This is a genomic window from Yoonia sp. GPGPB17 (genome assembly GCF_037892195.1).
In the GTDB taxonomy this organism is placed as follows: Bacteria; Pseudomonadota; Alphaproteobacteria; order Rhodobacterales; family Rhodobacteraceae; genus Yoonia.
The window spans coordinates 1,508,181-1,522,405 of the sequence record NZ_JATACI010000002.1 but is presented as its reverse complement, the minus strand read 5'-3'; the positions used below and the strand labels follow the sequence as shown (position 1 = coordinate 1,522,405).

Here is a 14,225-nt window from a genome sequence, read left to right as displayed (position 1 = left end):
GCATGGTGGATAGCGTCAGCATGTGGGGTTGGCTTTTGATCTGGACAGGCGGTGCACGCGGGGTGCGCTGCAATGTCCCGAGAGGAATGACCCATGAAAAAGATTTTGCTATCCACTACCGCCATGTTTGCATTGACCGCCGGTGCAGGGCACGCCCAGTCAGTTGCTGAACAAGTGATCTCGGCGCTACAGGCAGAAGGTTATGAGAGTATTGAAGTCACCAATGGCCCGACACAGGTCAAAGTCGAAGCCGTCCGTAACAATCGTAAGCTGGAAGCGGTTTATGACCGTGCAACCGGTGAAATCCTTGAACAGGAGGTAGAACCTGTTGATGATGACGACGATTTGGAACCTGGCGTGACGATCGAAGATGATGATGACGACTTCGTTGATCTGAACGATGACGATGACGATGACGATGACGACGATGACGATGACGATGACGATGACGACGATGACGACGATGACGATGACGACGATGACGACGATGACGATGACGACGATGACGATGACGATGACGACGACGGCGATGATGACGATGACGATGATGATGACGACGATGATGATGGCGACGATGACTAATTACGCATCCGCGGCCCGTTCATGCTGAAACGGGTCGCTATATGTCTTGTACTCGCTGGGGCGCCGCATTTTGCGGCGGCCCAGTCCGTGCAGGACCAGATTGTCAGCCAGTTGCAGGGACAGGGCTTCTCGGAAATCACGCTACAACGCACGTGGCTCGGGCGTATCCGCGTGACGGCTTTTCGTGATGATTTGCGCCGCGAGTTGGTTTTCAACCCCCAGACAGGAGAGATTCTGCGGGACTACTGGCGAACGATTGAGACAAATGACGACAATAACGATGACAATGATGGACCGCGCATCTTCAACCCCGGAAGTGGATCAGCCGGAGGTGACGATGACGACGATGACGACAACGATGCCGACGACGATGATGCCGACGACGATGATGATGATGACGACGATGATGACGACGACGATGATGATGACGACGACGACGATGGCGATGATGATGACGGCGGTGATGATGGGGACGATGATTGATCCGGTCTGACCAAAAGGGGGCCAGTCGTTGAAAGGTCAATGGACTGTCGTCTTGATCGTTGCGGTGCAGCTTTTATGCGCCGTCTTTTTTGTATCGCAGATCATCGCGTCAGTTTTAGGCGTCGCACCGATCAGTTGGCAGCTTCACGAACTGGTGGAAATCGGCGCGGCCCTGGGCCTGCTTCTGGGCGTGGGCTTCGGCTGGGTTGTATTGCGTCGAACCATGGCGCGCAATGTGGTCGTAGAAGATCAACTCAGGCTGGCCTCGGGCGCCTTTATGGATGTGCTGGAAGAACGTTTTGCCGCGTGGGAGCTGACACCGGCAGAACGCGATGTGGCCCTATTTGCGATCAAGGGCATGTCCACGCAGGAAATCGCCGCCCTGCGCGATGTCAGCGAAGGCACCATCAAGGCGCAGACAAATGCGATCTACCGCAAGGCGGATGTATCGGGGCGCACGCAGTTGCTTAGTCTTTTCATTGACGATCTTATGGATGCGTCTTCAACCGGCTGATGTGCCAATCGCATAGTCCCGCAGAATTTCAATCGAGACGATTTCCAAAGCCCGCACATGGGTTGCATGCAAGTTGACCTGCGGCGCGCAGCCTTCCTCATGCGCTTGCAGAAAGCGGCTGGCGCAGAGACACCACCCATCACCGGCCTTTAACCCCGGAAACCCATATTCCGGGCGTGGCGTGCTCAGGTCATTGCCCACGTATTTTGAGAAGGCGAGGAATTCATCAGTCATCACGGCGCAAACGGTATGGCTGCCTTGATCAGCTGCGCATGTGTCGCAGGCGCCATTGCGGAAGAAACCCGTCATCGGTGCAGTTGAACATGCGGTCAGTGTACTGCCGAGGACGTTGAATGAAGGGTCTTTTTCCATCAGGTTCGCATCTTTCTTTGTCTTCCTAGTAATGTAGGTTGGCGCACAAGAAATGCTATGCCTGCATCTGGCCTAGCCGGTGCTTTCGGTGCTCCATGCAACCCAGCGCCCGTGAAAATCCGCCCGTCCCAGCGCAAGTGTCACGTCGCCCGGCCAAAGCCGCAGGGTCAGGGCCGCGCCACGCCCACTGCCATCGTTTTCCATGCCGAACCATGCCAGCGGCGTATCACGGGATGCCGATGCCCCTGCGTCTTCGATCAGTGCTGTCCCTTCGGCCTGCTTGACCGCAGGAAAGTACTGCCATGCGACAGTGCTATAGATCAGATGTGTTTGCCCAACCACATGCGCCAATCGGGGCTTGAGCCAATCAATCGCATCACCTTGGTCCACTGGCGTCTTTGCGGCCGAAATTGCGGCACGGGTCAGTGCCATGCGTTCGGGTTGATCTGGCCAGAGATAGGCTTGCAGACGCAAGGCATCATCGGGGTTTGCCGGGTTCAGGGGGTTCAGGTCAGCTCCACCACGAGATGCAACCGTCACGGGCGTGTCTGGCGGGGCCGGGCCGGTCCAGTCAGGCGTCAGCGTCAGGGCAGGGTTGCTTGACCCTCGGCGAATATCACCCAACTTTAGCGCATATGTGTCCCAATGCAGGTTCAGGCCGCCGCTCGCCCCGAGTTCCGATGTCCGAAGCGGCAATCCAAAGTGTTCGGTCAGCAAATGCCCGACAGGGATCAACGTTGCTGAGCGTCGCACTTCGTTGGTTTGCGGTGCGCGATCAAGCCAGGCGTTGATGTGATCCGCATCCGCAACAAGCGCTGCACACACAGCCTTCCAAAGCGGCGCATCGTCCCCCTCGTTCGGTGGGTATACGTGCCCCAGCCCTGCATGCCCCCGCAAATGCAATGCATGCAGCGCACCGGCCAATCGCAACGGCACCGATTGGCCCGCAGGGCTGATATCACCCTGCCAGCTGAAGATACGGTCCGTTACGTCCCCCTCGGGCCAACTCATTGTACCGCAAAGCGCCATCAGACGCGCCATGAAGGGCGAGCCAAGGTTGGCGCAGGCTTTGGATTGATAAAGAAACGCCTCTTGAATTGCGGTAGGCGTCACCGAAACTTGTCCACAAGTTTTTGCATGGCTGACCGTGTGTCGGGAGCCGGTTCTGGCGCAGGTGCAACCGCTTTGGGTTTCGGGGCTGACTTTGAAGATCGCGGCGGTGCGACACGCAGTGCGATTGCATTCAAAAACTTGCCGCCATCGCCTGCGATCAATTCGGCAATGCCATCACTGACACCGCGCAATTCATCATCCAGCCACTCTGCATCCGCCTTGGGAAAGTCGCGCAACACATAGCCCGGCACCGCGTCCTTGTGCCCGGGATGTCCGACCCCCATGCGCACGCGGTCATAATCCGGTCCGATATGCCCGTGGATGGAGCGCAACCCATTGTGTCCCGCATGCCCACCACCTGTCTTCAGGCGGACCTTGCCGGGGGCCAGATCGATCTCGTCGTGGAACACAATCACATCCTCGGGCGCGAGTTTGAGATAGCGCATCGCCTCGCCCACCGACTGGCCGGAAAGGTTCATGAAAGTCTCTGGCTTCAGCAGTGTGACCTTTTCGGGGCCAAAGCGCCCGTCGCAGGTTTGCCCCTGAAACTTCGATCGCCAACCGCTGAACCCGTGGTCCGCTGCAATTCGGTCCATCGCCATAAAGCCGATGTTATGACGGTTCTGCGCGTATTTCGCGCCCGGGTTTCCAAGGCCGACAAGAAGCTTCATGGACGCAACCTATCTTACGCCGCAGTGCAGCGCCAGAGCTTCATTTGTGGTCCAGAATTTCGATTTTGGTAGATTTGTACTGTGCATTCATCGAAACAATAGGCATCCATACCCGTCAAAGGACAGCATCATGGCGCCGCATTTCAATCGGAAAGGGCTTAACCTCAAATGGCTTGAATTGTTCCAGATTTGTGCGCGAAAGGGGTCTGTCCAAGCTACGGCACAAGAAACGGGGCTGTCGATCAGTACGGTATCATATCACCTCAAAAGTCTTGAGGAGCATTTGGGCGTGAACCTGCTTGATCATGCGCGCAGGCCCGTTGTTTTGACACCCAAGGGGCAGGCGTTTCTGGCGAACATTGACGATGCGCTGCTTGCCATTCGCAAGGCACAGACCGAAGCGACCGCCGGTGATGTCGCAGAAGCACGGCACTTGCGTATCGGTTCCATAGAAGATCTAGACAGTGACATAGTGCCAGAGCTTGCGTCGCATCTTTCATCAAGGATGCCGGGGTGTGATTTTCTCTACCACACCGCGACTAGTCACGAAGTTATCGAGATGTTGCGCAACAGGCAGTTGGATATGGGGATCACGACAAGCCCCCCTGAACGCCATCGCGACCTGCAAGAGAGGCCGCTTTTACGTGACCCATTCGTCTTGGTGCTGCCACGCGATACAGATCAATCGCTGCCTGATATCGTGGGCGGCAGTAACAAACTGCCGTTCCTGCGGTTTTCCAGCGATCTGATCATTGCCCGGCAGATTGAAGCGCAACTTCGCCGTCTTGGGATAGCGCTGGCGCATCAGTTTGCCTGCAACAACAATCAAACGCTTATGGGCATGGTTGCCTCTGGCGCGGGCTGGACAATCACCACGCCTTTGTTGTTTTCACGTGCGCAACGCTTTCACCAGCAGGTGCAACTGCATCCCTTCCCAGGCAAGAGCTTCGCGCGTCGGCTGTCACTCTTGGCCACCCAGGATAGTGCCGAAACGGTCTTGGATCTGATTGATGAACGATTGCGTGCATCGCTTGAGGCGCATGTCATCATGCCGTCCCACAAGGCGACACCATGGTTGGTTGGTCAATTCACATTGATTGATCCCGACTAAATCAAAATATTGAACTTAGCTCTGATTTCAGCGTCTTGATCCGGTGTCAGATACGTCGGGTGGTGCTTGGCGAGGATGTCGCGCGCCCAGTCGCGGGCCATGTCCCACGCGTCTTTTCTGCCGTTCTCTTCCCAGGTGATGGGCTGTTCACGATCGGCGAGGGTTGGGTAGAAATAGTCATGCTCCATCGCGGCTAGCGTATGCGTGCCACCCAAGAAATGCCCTTCGCCCGTTACGGCCTCAATGATCGCCTCATAGCCAAGGTTGTCATCGGTCACCTCAATGCCGCGCAGGGCGCGATATGTGTGCGAATGCATTTCATCATCCAGAATGAATGCCTCGAAACTGGCACCCAAAAGCGATGCTGTCATGCCCGAGCTTTCATAGATCAGGTTCCCGCTAACCAAGGCAGCGGCAAGAGAGGTGAGCCCTTTTTCCATCCCGTATTGCGCGTCAATCGCCTTGGCGTCGGTCATGGAACAGGCCACCCCGGATGGCAGCCCCAACCAGTTCGAGACTTGTGCCGATGCTGCGTTCAAGACGGCACTTTCCCCGCTGCCACCCGAAAACGCGCCGGTGCGTAGATCAATCACCAAAGGCCAGTTCGAGAAGACCATAGGATGCCCCGGTTTAATGGCATGAACCATCACCAGACTGGCGAGCGTTTCGGCCAATGATTGGGCCAGAAACCCCGCTAAGGTGGCTGGCGCGGTCGCCCCGGCTTGCGCCGCAGTAATGCAAGAGATCGGGATGTTGTGTCTGATACATTCGTAGACAACATCTACGGCGTCTTCGCCATATCGCATTGGTGAAATGACCGGACTGATATGCGCCTTCATGAAGGGTCGCTTGAAAAACGCCCCTGTGCCGCCAGCCGCGATATCCATCATTTCGACAATTGGGGCCACATTTTCGGCCACTGTGAAAGAGGTCGCTGTCGGTTTTGTCGTGTTCTTGATCAACGCGTAGGCCGTGTTCACATCCAGATCAATGATGTCGTGTACATCCGTGGCGACACAACAGCGCGTGTACCAGCTGACGTTGGCAAGCGTGTCTTGTAGCCGCGTGAAATTGTGCAAATCTGCGAGCGTTGAAGGGCGATAGGCGCGACTATCGATGTCGAGGGTCTGAACAGCAGCACCACCTGTGCCAAAGTGCACCCGGTGCCCGCCAACTTCGATTGAGCGCGCATCGTCACGGCCATGGAGAATGAATGTTTTGGCGGCGCCAGCAACAGCGTCTTCCACCAGCATCCGTGGAAACAGGATGCGGCCTTCATCGCCGTCCATTGCGCCTGCATTGAGTAAGTCGGTGCGCAGCCGGTTCGGAACGTCGCCCAAGCCCAGATTAGCGAGCAGCCTCAGAGCCGTTTCATAGATGCGGGTAATCTCGGCGTTGGTTAGCAGGCGGTAGGTTCCACCGATCTGACCTGGCGGGCAGGGATCAAATACGGGTTTGGCGGCCCGCTTGGCCAATCGCCCCTTACGGCCACTTCCTTCAGCCCGCCTTGCGCACATTCCGCACTCCCTTGCCCGTAGCACGAGTGAACTTTGTTTCATGCCTTTGAGGCAATCGTCAGAAACCTCTTTCGTAAAAATCAAAATATAGTTTCTAATTTTTGGAATATTTACCTCAGCTAGTTGTCAGGGCCGCAAAAATACCGCCCTCTTCTGCCAGCGTCCGACAGGAGAAGACCCATGAAATCGCGTACCAAAGCTGTTGTCATCGGAGGTGGGATTGCCGGTTGCTCGACGCTCTACCACCTGACCCAGGAGGGCTGGACCGACGTGGTGCTGGTGGAGCGGAACGAGTTGACCTCGGGCACCACATGGCATTCGGCGGCACAGGTGACAAACTTTGGCATGAACCAGACGATGGTGGGGCTGAAGACCCACTCGATCAACCTTTACAAAGAACTGGCCGAGGATCCCGAGTATCCGATCAACTACCACCACGGCGATGGTGGCATCCGGCTTGCGAATACCGAGGCACAGATGCAGGGCTACCGGCACTTTGCGTCGATGGCGCGGGGGATGGATGTGGAATTTGAGGTCATCGACCCCGAAGAATGCGCGCGCCGTCATCCGTTGATTTCGACCGATAATCTGATTGGTGGTCTGTGGGACCCGATGGATGGTGATATTGATCCTGCACAATTGTGTCAGGCCTTGGCCCGCCGAGCACGCAAGGCAGGGGCCGAGGTCTATCGCAATACGCCCGTTACCGGGCTGAGCCAGCACAAGGATGATACGTGGACGGTCCACACCGAGCATGGCGATATTGACTGTGATGTGATCGTCAATGCAGGTGGTTACCGGGTGAATGAGGTCGGCGCGATGATGGGGGTACATCACCCCGTGGCGTCGATGGAACACCAATACTTTTTGACCGAGGAGATCGCGGCGATCAAAGAGGCAAGCCACCGCATGCCGCTGCTGCGCTGCCCAATCAGCGATTATTATTGCCGTCAGGAAAAGAACGGGTTGCTGGTGGGGTTCTATGAACAGGACTGTAAGCCTTGGGGCATGGACGGAATTGACCCCAACTTTGTCAATGCGCTTTGCCCGGATGACCTGGACCGTGTGACGGACGTTCTGGAAGGCGCCTTTGCGCGCATGCCCGCACTGATGGAAACGGGTATTCATACTGTCGTGAACGGGCCGATCACCTATACCATTGACGGCGCGCCTTTGGTGGGGCCGATCCCCGGTAAACGCAATGCGTTCTGCATCATCGGTCTGCGTGCAGGTTTGGGTGAGGGCGGCGGGCATGGTTGGCTACTCGCACAGCAAATCGTGCATGGTGAGGCCTGCTATGACACATGGTGCATTGATCCACGCCGTTTCACGGGACACGCGAATGTTGAGATAACATCGCTGAAGGCGATTGAAGACTACCAGAACGAATTCCGCTTCCATTTTCCGCACGAGCATCGTCCGGCGGGCCGTCCTGCGAAGACAACGCCACTGACGCCCATTCTGGCGGCTGAGGGTGCGGAGTTTAGCGTAGTGAACGGATGGGAGCGGGTAGATTACATAAAGCCTGCGCCGGAGGTCCACCATACGCTCGATTTTCATTTTGATGAGACCTTTGATCTGGTCGCATCAGAAGTTCGCAATGTTCAACAGAATGTGGGCCTGTGCGAAGTCAATGGCTTCAACCGGCTCGAGATCACGGGTGCTGATCGCCATCTGTTTCTTGATCGGATGTTCTGCGGCGCCGTGACGACCCGAGAGGGGCGTGTTGGCCTTGGCTATCTGCTCAACCATCAAGGTATGGTGAAGGGTGAGGCGACGGTCGCGAACCTGCCTGCATCCGACCGTGGGCCCGCGCGGGTCTGGTATGGGTCGGCTGCGGCGTCCGAGTATCACGACATGGACTGGCTGACGGCACATATCGCGGCAGATGAAGACGTGCGGATCACCAGCCTGACCAATGACCAAACGATCCTTGTGTTGGTAAGCCCAAGGTCGCGCGAGGTCTTGCAGGCGGTCAGCCGGGCTGATTGGTCGAAAGAAGCCTTTCCTTGGTTGTCCGTGCGCGAGTGCTTTATCGGGTTTGCGCCTGCCACGGTGATCGGTGTCAGTTTCAGCGGTGAGTTGGCCTATGAAATACACGTGCCGAATGCATCGCTTTATGCCGCCTATCTTGCTTTGCGTGAGGCAGGAAAGGCATACAATATGCGACTTTTCGGTGCCCGCGCGGTAGACTCGATGCGGATGGAAAAGGGTTTCCTGCATTGGAAAGCGGACCTCATCACCGAGTTCAATCCGTTAGAAACTGGCCTCGACCGTTTTGTGAAGGCCGAGAAGGGGGGATTTCGTCGGCAAGGCGGCCTTGATGACCCAAATGGCGCAAGGACCGCAGAAACAACTGGTCACGCTGAAGATTGATGCGATGCATACGCCTGCCTACGGTGGCGCGTCGCTTATGCTAGATGGCGTGGTCGTTGGGACGATCACCTCTGGTGAATGGGGACACCGGACGGGGATGAACCTTGCCTATGCCTTTGTGATACCGGAACTGGCCGCTGTCGGCAGCACGATGCAGTTAGACCTGCTGGGAGATATGGTTGATGCGGCGGTGATCGCGCCGTCGCCCTATGACCCCGGATTTGACCGTATGCGCGGCTGATTGATTGCACCAAGAAAAAAGGGCACCCCAATTCGGGATGCCCTTTCAAAATCAAAGCTGAAACGCTGATTACTCTTCAGCGGCCTCATCAGAAGCTGTCGGTACTTCGTCGGCGGCAACCTCTTCACCTTCTTCCTCGTCATCAGACAGAAGCGCACGTGGTGCGGCAACGTTCGCAATAACAAAGTCACGGTCGGTGATCGTCGGTGTTGCCCCTTCAGGCAATGTGACGTTGCTGATGGAAATGGTATCACCAATCTGCACGTCAGCGAGATCGATCTCGATGCTGTCAGGGATTTCACCCGCCAGAACGTTCAGTTCGACTTCGTTACGCACAACAGTCAGAACGCCGCCCTTTTTCACGCCGGGGCAAGTGTCTGCATTCAAGAACTCGACCGGGATAAAGATGTTCACACGGCTTGTGCGCTTCAGGCGCATCAGGTCGATGTGTGTTGGCAAGTCCTTGACCACGTCGCGCTGCACGCCACGGCAAATGACACGCACGTCTTCCTGACCCTCGATCTTGAGGTTGTGCAGCGTGGACATGAAGCCACCCTTGCGCAATTTTGTCAGAAGGTAGTTGAATGGGATGCTGATGGATTGCGGGTCTGTGCCGCCACCATAAACAATGCCAGGTACGTCGCCCTCACGGCGAGCTTGGCGGGCGGCCCCCTTGCCTGTCCCCGCGCGTACCTTGGCGTTCAGATCTGGGATCTTTCCAGCCATAGTATTTCTCCGATATGTAGGGGCCCGCCTCCAAGGGTGTCCGAGCCCGATGAAGCCCGCCGTATAGGGGGGATTCGGTGTTTTGGAAAGGGGGAATATGGGTGTAGCGGAATGCGCGCTATTGCGGGTCTTTGCGCAGCAGCAGCGCTTCTGCCGTATAGACAAGTATGGCGATGCCGATGGCCCCGATGATCGCCACACCAAGCAGGATGATCAGGTCAATAGGACCGCCCATATCGCGCAGGTTAGAATCCGTCACCCACATCACAAAACCCACCGCAGCCACGGCGCCAACAGGCATCGACAGTTGCGCCCAAAGGAACTTGCGCCAACTAACGGCCCGGTCTCTGATAAGCACAAAGAGATATGCTAGTGTTACGACGGCTGCCACGCCGACCATCAGCCAGAACAGTACCGGTCCAAAAACCTCTATCAAAACATACAGCAGTGTCTCGAAGCTGATTTCCTGCATGATGATCCCCCTTATGCGCGACCGCGCAACATTGCGTTATAGGTTGCCTTCAGTGCGACCTCTTTCATCAGCCAGCTGATCCACAGTTCTTCCAAAGGCGCGATGACGCCGGGAAAGCTGGGAACAAGGTCGTTGTTGTAGTCAAATTCAACCAACATGGCGCGCCCGACGCGCGTGATCAGCGGGCATGAGGTGTAACCATTATAGGCGGCGTCCGTGCGGCCGCCACTGATTTGGGCAACCAGATGTTGTTCGACGACTGGCACTTGCCATTTGACAGAGGCAGCGGTTTTTCCCTTTGGCACACCAGCGACATCACCCACAGCAAAAACTTCCGGGTATCGCAGATGACGCAGGTTGTATTGATCAACTTCAATCCACCCCTGATCCGTCCATTTGTCAGCCCAACTGAGGCCCGATTGACGGATCACATCGGGTGCGCGCTGGGGTGGGATCACATGGATATAGTCATAGTCCTGTTCCACATCACCGTCGGGCGTGGCAAAGGTTGCTCGTTTGGAACCTGGTTCAATTGCTTTCAGGACATGAGAGTAGGCCGAACCGATGCCCCGGTTATCAAACAACATGCGCACTTTCTCGGCCACGATGGGGACACCAAAAAGGCTGCTGTTGTTCGCGGCATAGCTCAGTTCCATTTGGGTGCGCGTGCCTGCGGTGCGCGCCAGATCATCCAACAAAAAAACGTGTTTCAGCGGGGCGCCTGCGCATTTCATTTCTGTTGCCGGACGGGTGAACAAACCGCGTCCACCCGTTTCAATGAACGCCGACGCGGCTTGCCAAGTCCGACGGGCATAGTCAGGCCCCGCATAGAGCGCGCCGATGCCATTGGTGCCCACCATATCAAGGTCAAACCCATCAATCGCGTCGTGATCCAGGATCAGCCCCGTCGCCACAATCAGATAATCATAGCGCAGCACCTCACCGCTTTGCAGCGTGACTGCTTTGGTTTCGGGGTCGATTTGAACTGCGAACTCTGTTTTCAGCGCGACATCTTGCGGCAACCAGTCCGTGGTCCGACTGACAGCGTAAGAGGCCGGTTTCAGACCTGTGGCAACCAGACTGAGTCCGGGTTGATACCAATGTTCGGCCCGACCATCGACAATCGTTATCTGCGCGCCATCCAACCGCCGTGACAAGCGGTTGGCCAAGGCTGTTCCAGCCGCCCCCGCGCCCAAGATTACAATCTGCGCGTTGGTTGCAACAGAAGACTGAGCTTGTGCCTGTTGCCCTGCGGTCATCAGCGCGCTGGCCCCCGCGCCCGCCGCCAGAGCAAGAGCACCACGCCGCGAAAGCGGTGTTTTCAGAAATGTCATGTATCCACTCCTCACTGGAAACGCGCCAAGTGTAAAAGCGGCGACGTTATTGCCATTGACAAAGATCAAAGGCTGAAACCGGCGGCTGCTGGCACCCATTTCATCGCAGGTCGGACCCCTGGCGCTTTGAACCTTGCTTTGGGTTAAAAACGGGGGCAGGCATGCGGATATGTCAGTTTTGAATGCCCTTTCCCTGTCGCGCCGCCCTGCCGCTGCCTTTGTCGTTGTCGGCATGTTTTGGGGTGTTTTGCCGCCTACGTCCCAGTGATCAAGGCGCAGTTGGGGGCGTCAGATGCATTGTTTGGTGCGCTGTTGCTGGGTTCGGCCACGGGGTTGGTTTCGGCGATGTGGCTGGCACCACGGGCGGACCGTCTGCTTGGCGCGCGGGGCATGCAGGCCGGGGCTCTATTGCTGGCGCTTGCGTGGTTGGTGCCCGGGCAGGTGACTTTGCCTTTGGTTTTTGCAGCATCCATGGCGGTGGTCGGGTTGGCCTCTGGTCTGTTGGATGTGGTGATGAACGCCCGCGTCAGCGAGTTGGAAGCAAAACACAGTCGCCCCTTAATGAACGCCAACCACGCGATGTTTTCAGTTGCATATGCTTGCGGGGCTTTATGTGTGGGGTTCACGCGCGAGGCCGGTTTGCCACCTACGCCTGTGTTTGCGGGCATCGGTTTGGTAACGTTGCTCATGCTGCCTTTGATGCGCATGGATGTGACTTTTGTTGCACCGGAGGACGGGTATGCCGGAAAGTATCCGCTAGGGCCGATCATTGTTTGTGGCGCAATCGTTCTTGTCGCCTTCATGTCAGAGGCTACGGTAGAGGCCTGGTCCGCCCTGCATGTAGAGCGCACTTTAGGTGGTGGAGCTGCCGAAGGGGCGCTGGGACCGGCGATGCTGGGGATCACCATGGCTGTCGGACGTTTCTCCGGCCAGGCGGTCGCAGAGCGCATTCGCCAAATCCCCCTTGTCATTGGGGCATCTGTGATTTCAGCAACGGGGGCTGTGATCGCAGCTTTAGCACCTTCTCCGCCATTGGCCTACCTTGGCTTTGGCATTCTGGGTTTGGGTGTGTCCGTGATCGGACCTATCGGGTTGGCGCTTGTTGGCCAACTGGTTCCGCCCCATTTGCGCACAGAAGCGATCAGCCGTACCGCTGTGATTGGCTTTTCAGGTTTCTTTTTTGCACCGATGTTGATGGGTTTGCTGTCCGAGGGATTTGGCCTGAGGGTCGCGTTTCTGGCAGTGGCTTTGTTGCTACTGAGTGCGCTGCCCTTGGCCGTTGTCGTCCGGCGCATGTCTCGGCCGTCATAGACCCGCCGTCGAAAAAGGGCAGCAACCACTGTGGTGCCGCCCTATTCATTGAATAATAAAAGTTCGTCTTATTCAGCTTCTAGGTGAAAACTTAGTTGTCAAGCGGGGTTGTGTCGAATTCCACTTCTTTCATACGTACGCGCACTGGCTCATCACCATCATCATCATCGTCGTCTTCATTCACTGCGGCAGCGATCAAAAGCGCCGCCAAGACGCCCAACACAATGTATGTCGGCTCAATCGAAGGGCCGGCTGCGGGTGCGACAGCTTCTTCCATCGGAGGCGTTTCGACAATTGCGTCTGCAAGTCCACCTGCAAAAGCGGATGTGGTGGATAGGGCAAGCACTGCGACGCATGCCATTGTTCTCGTAAACATATTCTGTTCCTCACTCGTTATGAATTTTCGTGAACGAGAACATTGCAAAGGGTTAACTTTGCGTCAACGGTTTGCCGCTCAAAGTATACGAAAAGAAAGGTATTCCATACCATTGGGCCGTCTAAGTGGCTGTTTTTGATACGTATCACGTTTCGGCGCGCATAATGCAGCCAAGTGCTATTTCAAAAAAAGAGCGGCACCATCATTGGCGCCGCCCAAAAGTTCATAAATTATGAAGTTGTCCTATCGGCGCACGTCAGTGATATCGCCAAGGCCATTATCCCCGCCATTATCACCATCACCATCACCATCATCGTCATCATCATTGACGGCCGCTGCGATCAAAAGAGCGGCGAGAATGCCAACAACGATGTACGTTGGTTCGATAGATGGACCGGCAGCTGGTGCGACTGCCTCTTCCATTGGGGGCGTCTCGACGATGGCGTCTGCAAGTCCACCTGCAAAGGCGGATGTTGTGGATAGGGCGATTGCGGCGGCGCATGCCATGGTTCTTGTGAACATCAGGTGTTTCCTCACTCATTACCTGTTTTAGATGACCGAGAGCATTGCAAAGCGTTAACTTTGCGTCAATGTTTTGCCGATCCGGTCACTCCCAAGTACGGGTATTCCATACCACCACGTTGCTTGAGGCACACATTTTATACATTTTTTGCTTCAAAATCGCCATGACCCTCACGATGCGCGGGCTTACAAATAATAAGGCGGCACCTTTGCCAGCACCGCCTCAAATTGTTCAAACAGGCAACTTTGATTTAACTTGGCAATGGATCATTGTCCTCGTCGTCATTGGCGGCGGCAGCAATCAAAAGCGCTGCCAAGATACCAACGACAATGTATGTGGGGTTTACGGATGAAGTCGCAGCGGGGGCCATTTCCGCCTCCATCACAGGCGCCTCGACAATTTCGTTAGCCAGGCCGCCAGCGAAAGCGGATGATGTGCAAAGGGCCAGAGCGGCGGCGTATGTGATCGTTTTGGTGAACATCGTTGTGTTTCCTTGCTCAATA

The 14,225-nt window shown here is 56.2% G+C and carries 15 protein-coding genes and 1 pseudogene; 6 read left to right on the top strand and 10 right to left on the bottom strand.

What is annotated here, in order from left to right; genetic code table 11:
• Positions 1-93: 93 nt before the first annotated feature.
• The 3 genes from QTO30_RS08230 to QTO30_RS08220 are packed head-to-tail and all read left to right on the top strand — an operon-like array spanning position 94 to position 1,579.
• Positions 94-582, top strand: a complete 489-nt coding sequence (locus tag QTO30_RS08230) for a PepSY domain-containing protein (protein WP_340423698.1) — start codon at positions 94-96, stop codon at positions 580-582.
• A gap of 21 nt (positions 583-603) precedes the next feature.
• Complete coding sequence (locus QTO30_RS08225; protein ID WP_340423697.1) at positions 604-1,065, top strand: PepSY domain-containing protein; 462 nt, start codon at positions 604-606, stop codon at positions 1,063-1,065.
• 28 nt (positions 1,066-1,093) lie between these two features.
• Entirely contained in the window at positions 1,094-1,579 is a 486-nt protein-coding gene (locus QTO30_RS08220; protein ID WP_340423696.1) for a helix-turn-helix transcriptional regulator, read from the top strand.
• On the opposite strand, the gene QTO30_RS08215 is transcribed toward QTO30_RS08220, so the two are convergent.
• From QTO30_RS08215 to pth, 3 genes are all read right to left on the bottom strand, one after another.
• Entirely contained in the window at positions 1,568-1,951 is a 384-nt protein-coding gene (locus QTO30_RS08215; protein ID WP_340423695.1) for a DUF2237 family protein, read from the bottom strand. The genes QTO30_RS08220 and QTO30_RS08215 overlap by 12 nt on opposite strands.
• Positions 1,952-2,023: 72 nt before the next feature.
• Positions 2,024-3,064: a DUF2332 domain-containing protein gene (locus QTO30_RS08210; RefSeq protein ID WP_340423694.1), complete on the bottom strand. Its 1,041-nt coding sequence runs from the start codon at positions 3,062-3,064 to the stop codon at positions 2,024-2,026.
• On the bottom strand, positions 3,061-3,735 hold the full coding sequence (pth, locus tag QTO30_RS08205) for an aminoacyl-tRNA hydrolase (RefSeq protein ID WP_340423693.1): 675 nt from the start codon (positions 3,733-3,735) through the stop codon (positions 3,061-3,063). The genes QTO30_RS08210 and pth overlap by 4 nt, the downstream gene beginning before the upstream one ends.
• Positions 3,736-3,865: 130 nt before the next feature.
• On the opposite strand from pth, the gene QTO30_RS08200 reads away from it, so the two are divergent.
• Complete coding sequence (locus QTO30_RS08200; RefSeq protein ID WP_340423692.1) at positions 3,866-4,846, top strand: LysR family transcriptional regulator; 981 nt, start codon at positions 3,866-3,868, stop codon at positions 4,844-4,846.
• Here QTO30_RS08200 and QTO30_RS08195 read toward each other — a convergent pair.
• Positions 4,843-6,363 carry a trimethylamine methyltransferase family protein gene (locus tag QTO30_RS08195; protein ID WP_340423691.1) on the bottom strand — a complete coding sequence of 507 codons (1,521 nt, stop codon included), beginning with the start codon at positions 6,361-6,363 and terminating at the stop codon, positions 4,843-4,845. The genes QTO30_RS08200 and QTO30_RS08195 overlap by 4 nt on opposite strands.
• A gap of 180 nt (positions 6,364-6,543) precedes the next feature.
• On the opposite strand from QTO30_RS08195, the pseudogene QTO30_RS08190 reads away from it, so the two are divergent.
• A pseudogene (locus tag QTO30_RS08190) lies at positions 6,544-8,980 on the top strand (GcvT family protein).
• Between the two features lie 69 nt (positions 8,981-9,049).
• On the opposite strand, the gene QTO30_RS08185 reads toward QTO30_RS08190, so the two are convergent.
• From QTO30_RS08185 to QTO30_RS08175, 3 genes are all read right to left on the bottom strand, one after another.
• Positions 9,050-9,706, bottom strand: a complete 657-nt coding sequence (locus tag QTO30_RS08185) for a 50S ribosomal protein L25/general stress protein Ctc (RefSeq protein ID WP_340423690.1) — start codon at positions 9,704-9,706, stop codon at positions 9,050-9,052.
• Between the two features lie 118 nt (positions 9,707-9,824).
• On the bottom strand, positions 9,825-10,178 hold the full coding sequence (locus tag QTO30_RS08180) for a DUF5368 domain-containing protein (RefSeq protein WP_340423689.1): 354 nt from the start codon (positions 10,176-10,178) through the stop codon (positions 9,825-9,827).
• Between the two features lie 11 nt (positions 10,179-10,189).
• A complete protein-coding gene (locus tag QTO30_RS08175; protein ID WP_340423688.1) occupies positions 10,190-11,512 on the bottom strand; it encodes an NAD(P)/FAD-dependent oxidoreductase in 1,323 nt (440 codons plus the stop codon).
• Between the two features lie 279 nt (positions 11,513-11,791).
• On the opposite strand from QTO30_RS08175, the gene QTO30_RS08170 reads away from it, so the two are divergent.
• Entirely contained in the window at positions 11,792-12,823 is a 1,032-nt protein-coding gene (locus tag QTO30_RS08170) for an MFS transporter (RefSeq protein WP_340423687.1), read from the top strand.
• 91 nt (positions 12,824-12,914) lie between these two features.
• Here QTO30_RS08170 and QTO30_RS08165 read toward each other — a convergent pair whose 3' ends face one another.
• From QTO30_RS08165 to QTO30_RS08155, 3 genes are all read right to left on the bottom strand, one after another.
• Complete coding sequence (locus QTO30_RS08165) at positions 12,915-13,199, bottom strand: hypothetical protein (protein WP_340423686.1); 285 nt, start codon at positions 13,197-13,199, stop codon at positions 12,915-12,917.
• Positions 13,200-13,442: 243 nt separating this feature from the next.
• Positions 13,443-13,721: a hypothetical protein gene (locus tag QTO30_RS08160; protein WP_340423685.1), complete on the bottom strand. Its 279-nt coding sequence runs from the start codon at positions 13,719-13,721 to the stop codon at positions 13,443-13,445.
• A gap of 251 nt (positions 13,722-13,972) precedes the next feature.
• Positions 13,973-14,203, bottom strand: coding sequence for a hypothetical protein (locus QTO30_RS08155; protein WP_340423684.1), 231 nt, complete (start codon positions 14,201-14,203; stop codon positions 13,973-13,975).
• Positions 14,204-14,225: the final 22 nt, after the last annotated feature.

Bases quoted from the DNA above. Each gene is read 5' to 3' on its own strand.
- QTO30_RS08230 (WP_340423698.1), top strand. From the start codon at position 94: ATGAAAAAGATTTTGCTATCCACTACCGCCATGTTTGCATTGACCGCC.
- QTO30_RS08225 (WP_340423697.1), top strand. From the start codon at position 604: ATGCTGAAACGGGTCGCTATATGTCTTGTACTCGCTGGGGCGCCGCAT.
- QTO30_RS08215 (WP_340423695.1), bottom strand. From the start codon at position 1,951: ATGGAAAAAGACCCTTCATTCAACGTCCTCGGCAGTACACTGACCGCA.
- pth (WP_340423693.1), bottom strand. From the start codon at position 3,735: ATGAAGCTTCTTGTCGGCCTTGGAAACCCGGGCGCGAAATACGCGCAG.
- QTO30_RS08200 (WP_340423692.1), top strand. From the start codon at position 3,866: ATGGCGCCGCATTTCAATCGGAAAGGGCTTAACCTCAAATGGCTTGAA.
- QTO30_RS08195 (WP_340423691.1), bottom strand. From the start codon at position 6,363: ATGTGCGCAAGGCGGGCTGAAGGAAGTGGCCGTAAGGGGCGATTGGCC.
- QTO30_RS08185 (WP_340423690.1), bottom strand. From the start codon at position 9,706: ATGGCTGGAAAGATCCCAGATCTGAACGCCAAGGTACGCGCGGGGACA.
- QTO30_RS08180 (WP_340423689.1), bottom strand. From the start codon at position 10,178: ATGCAGGAAATCAGCTTCGAGACACTGCTGTATGTTTTGATAGAGGTT.
- QTO30_RS08175 (WP_340423688.1), bottom strand. From the start codon at position 11,512: ATGACATTTCTGAAAACACCGCTTTCGCGGCGTGGTGCTCTTGCTCTG.
- QTO30_RS08165 (WP_340423686.1), bottom strand. From the start codon at position 13,199: ATGTTTACGAGAACAATGGCATGCGTCGCAGTGCTTGCCCTATCCACC.
- QTO30_RS08160 (WP_340423685.1), bottom strand. From the start codon at position 13,721: ATGTTCACAAGAACCATGGCATGCGCCGCCGCAATCGCCCTATCCACA.
- QTO30_RS08155 (WP_340423684.1), bottom strand. From the start codon at position 14,203: ATGTTCACCAAAACGATCACATACGCCGCCGCTCTGGCCCTTTGCACA.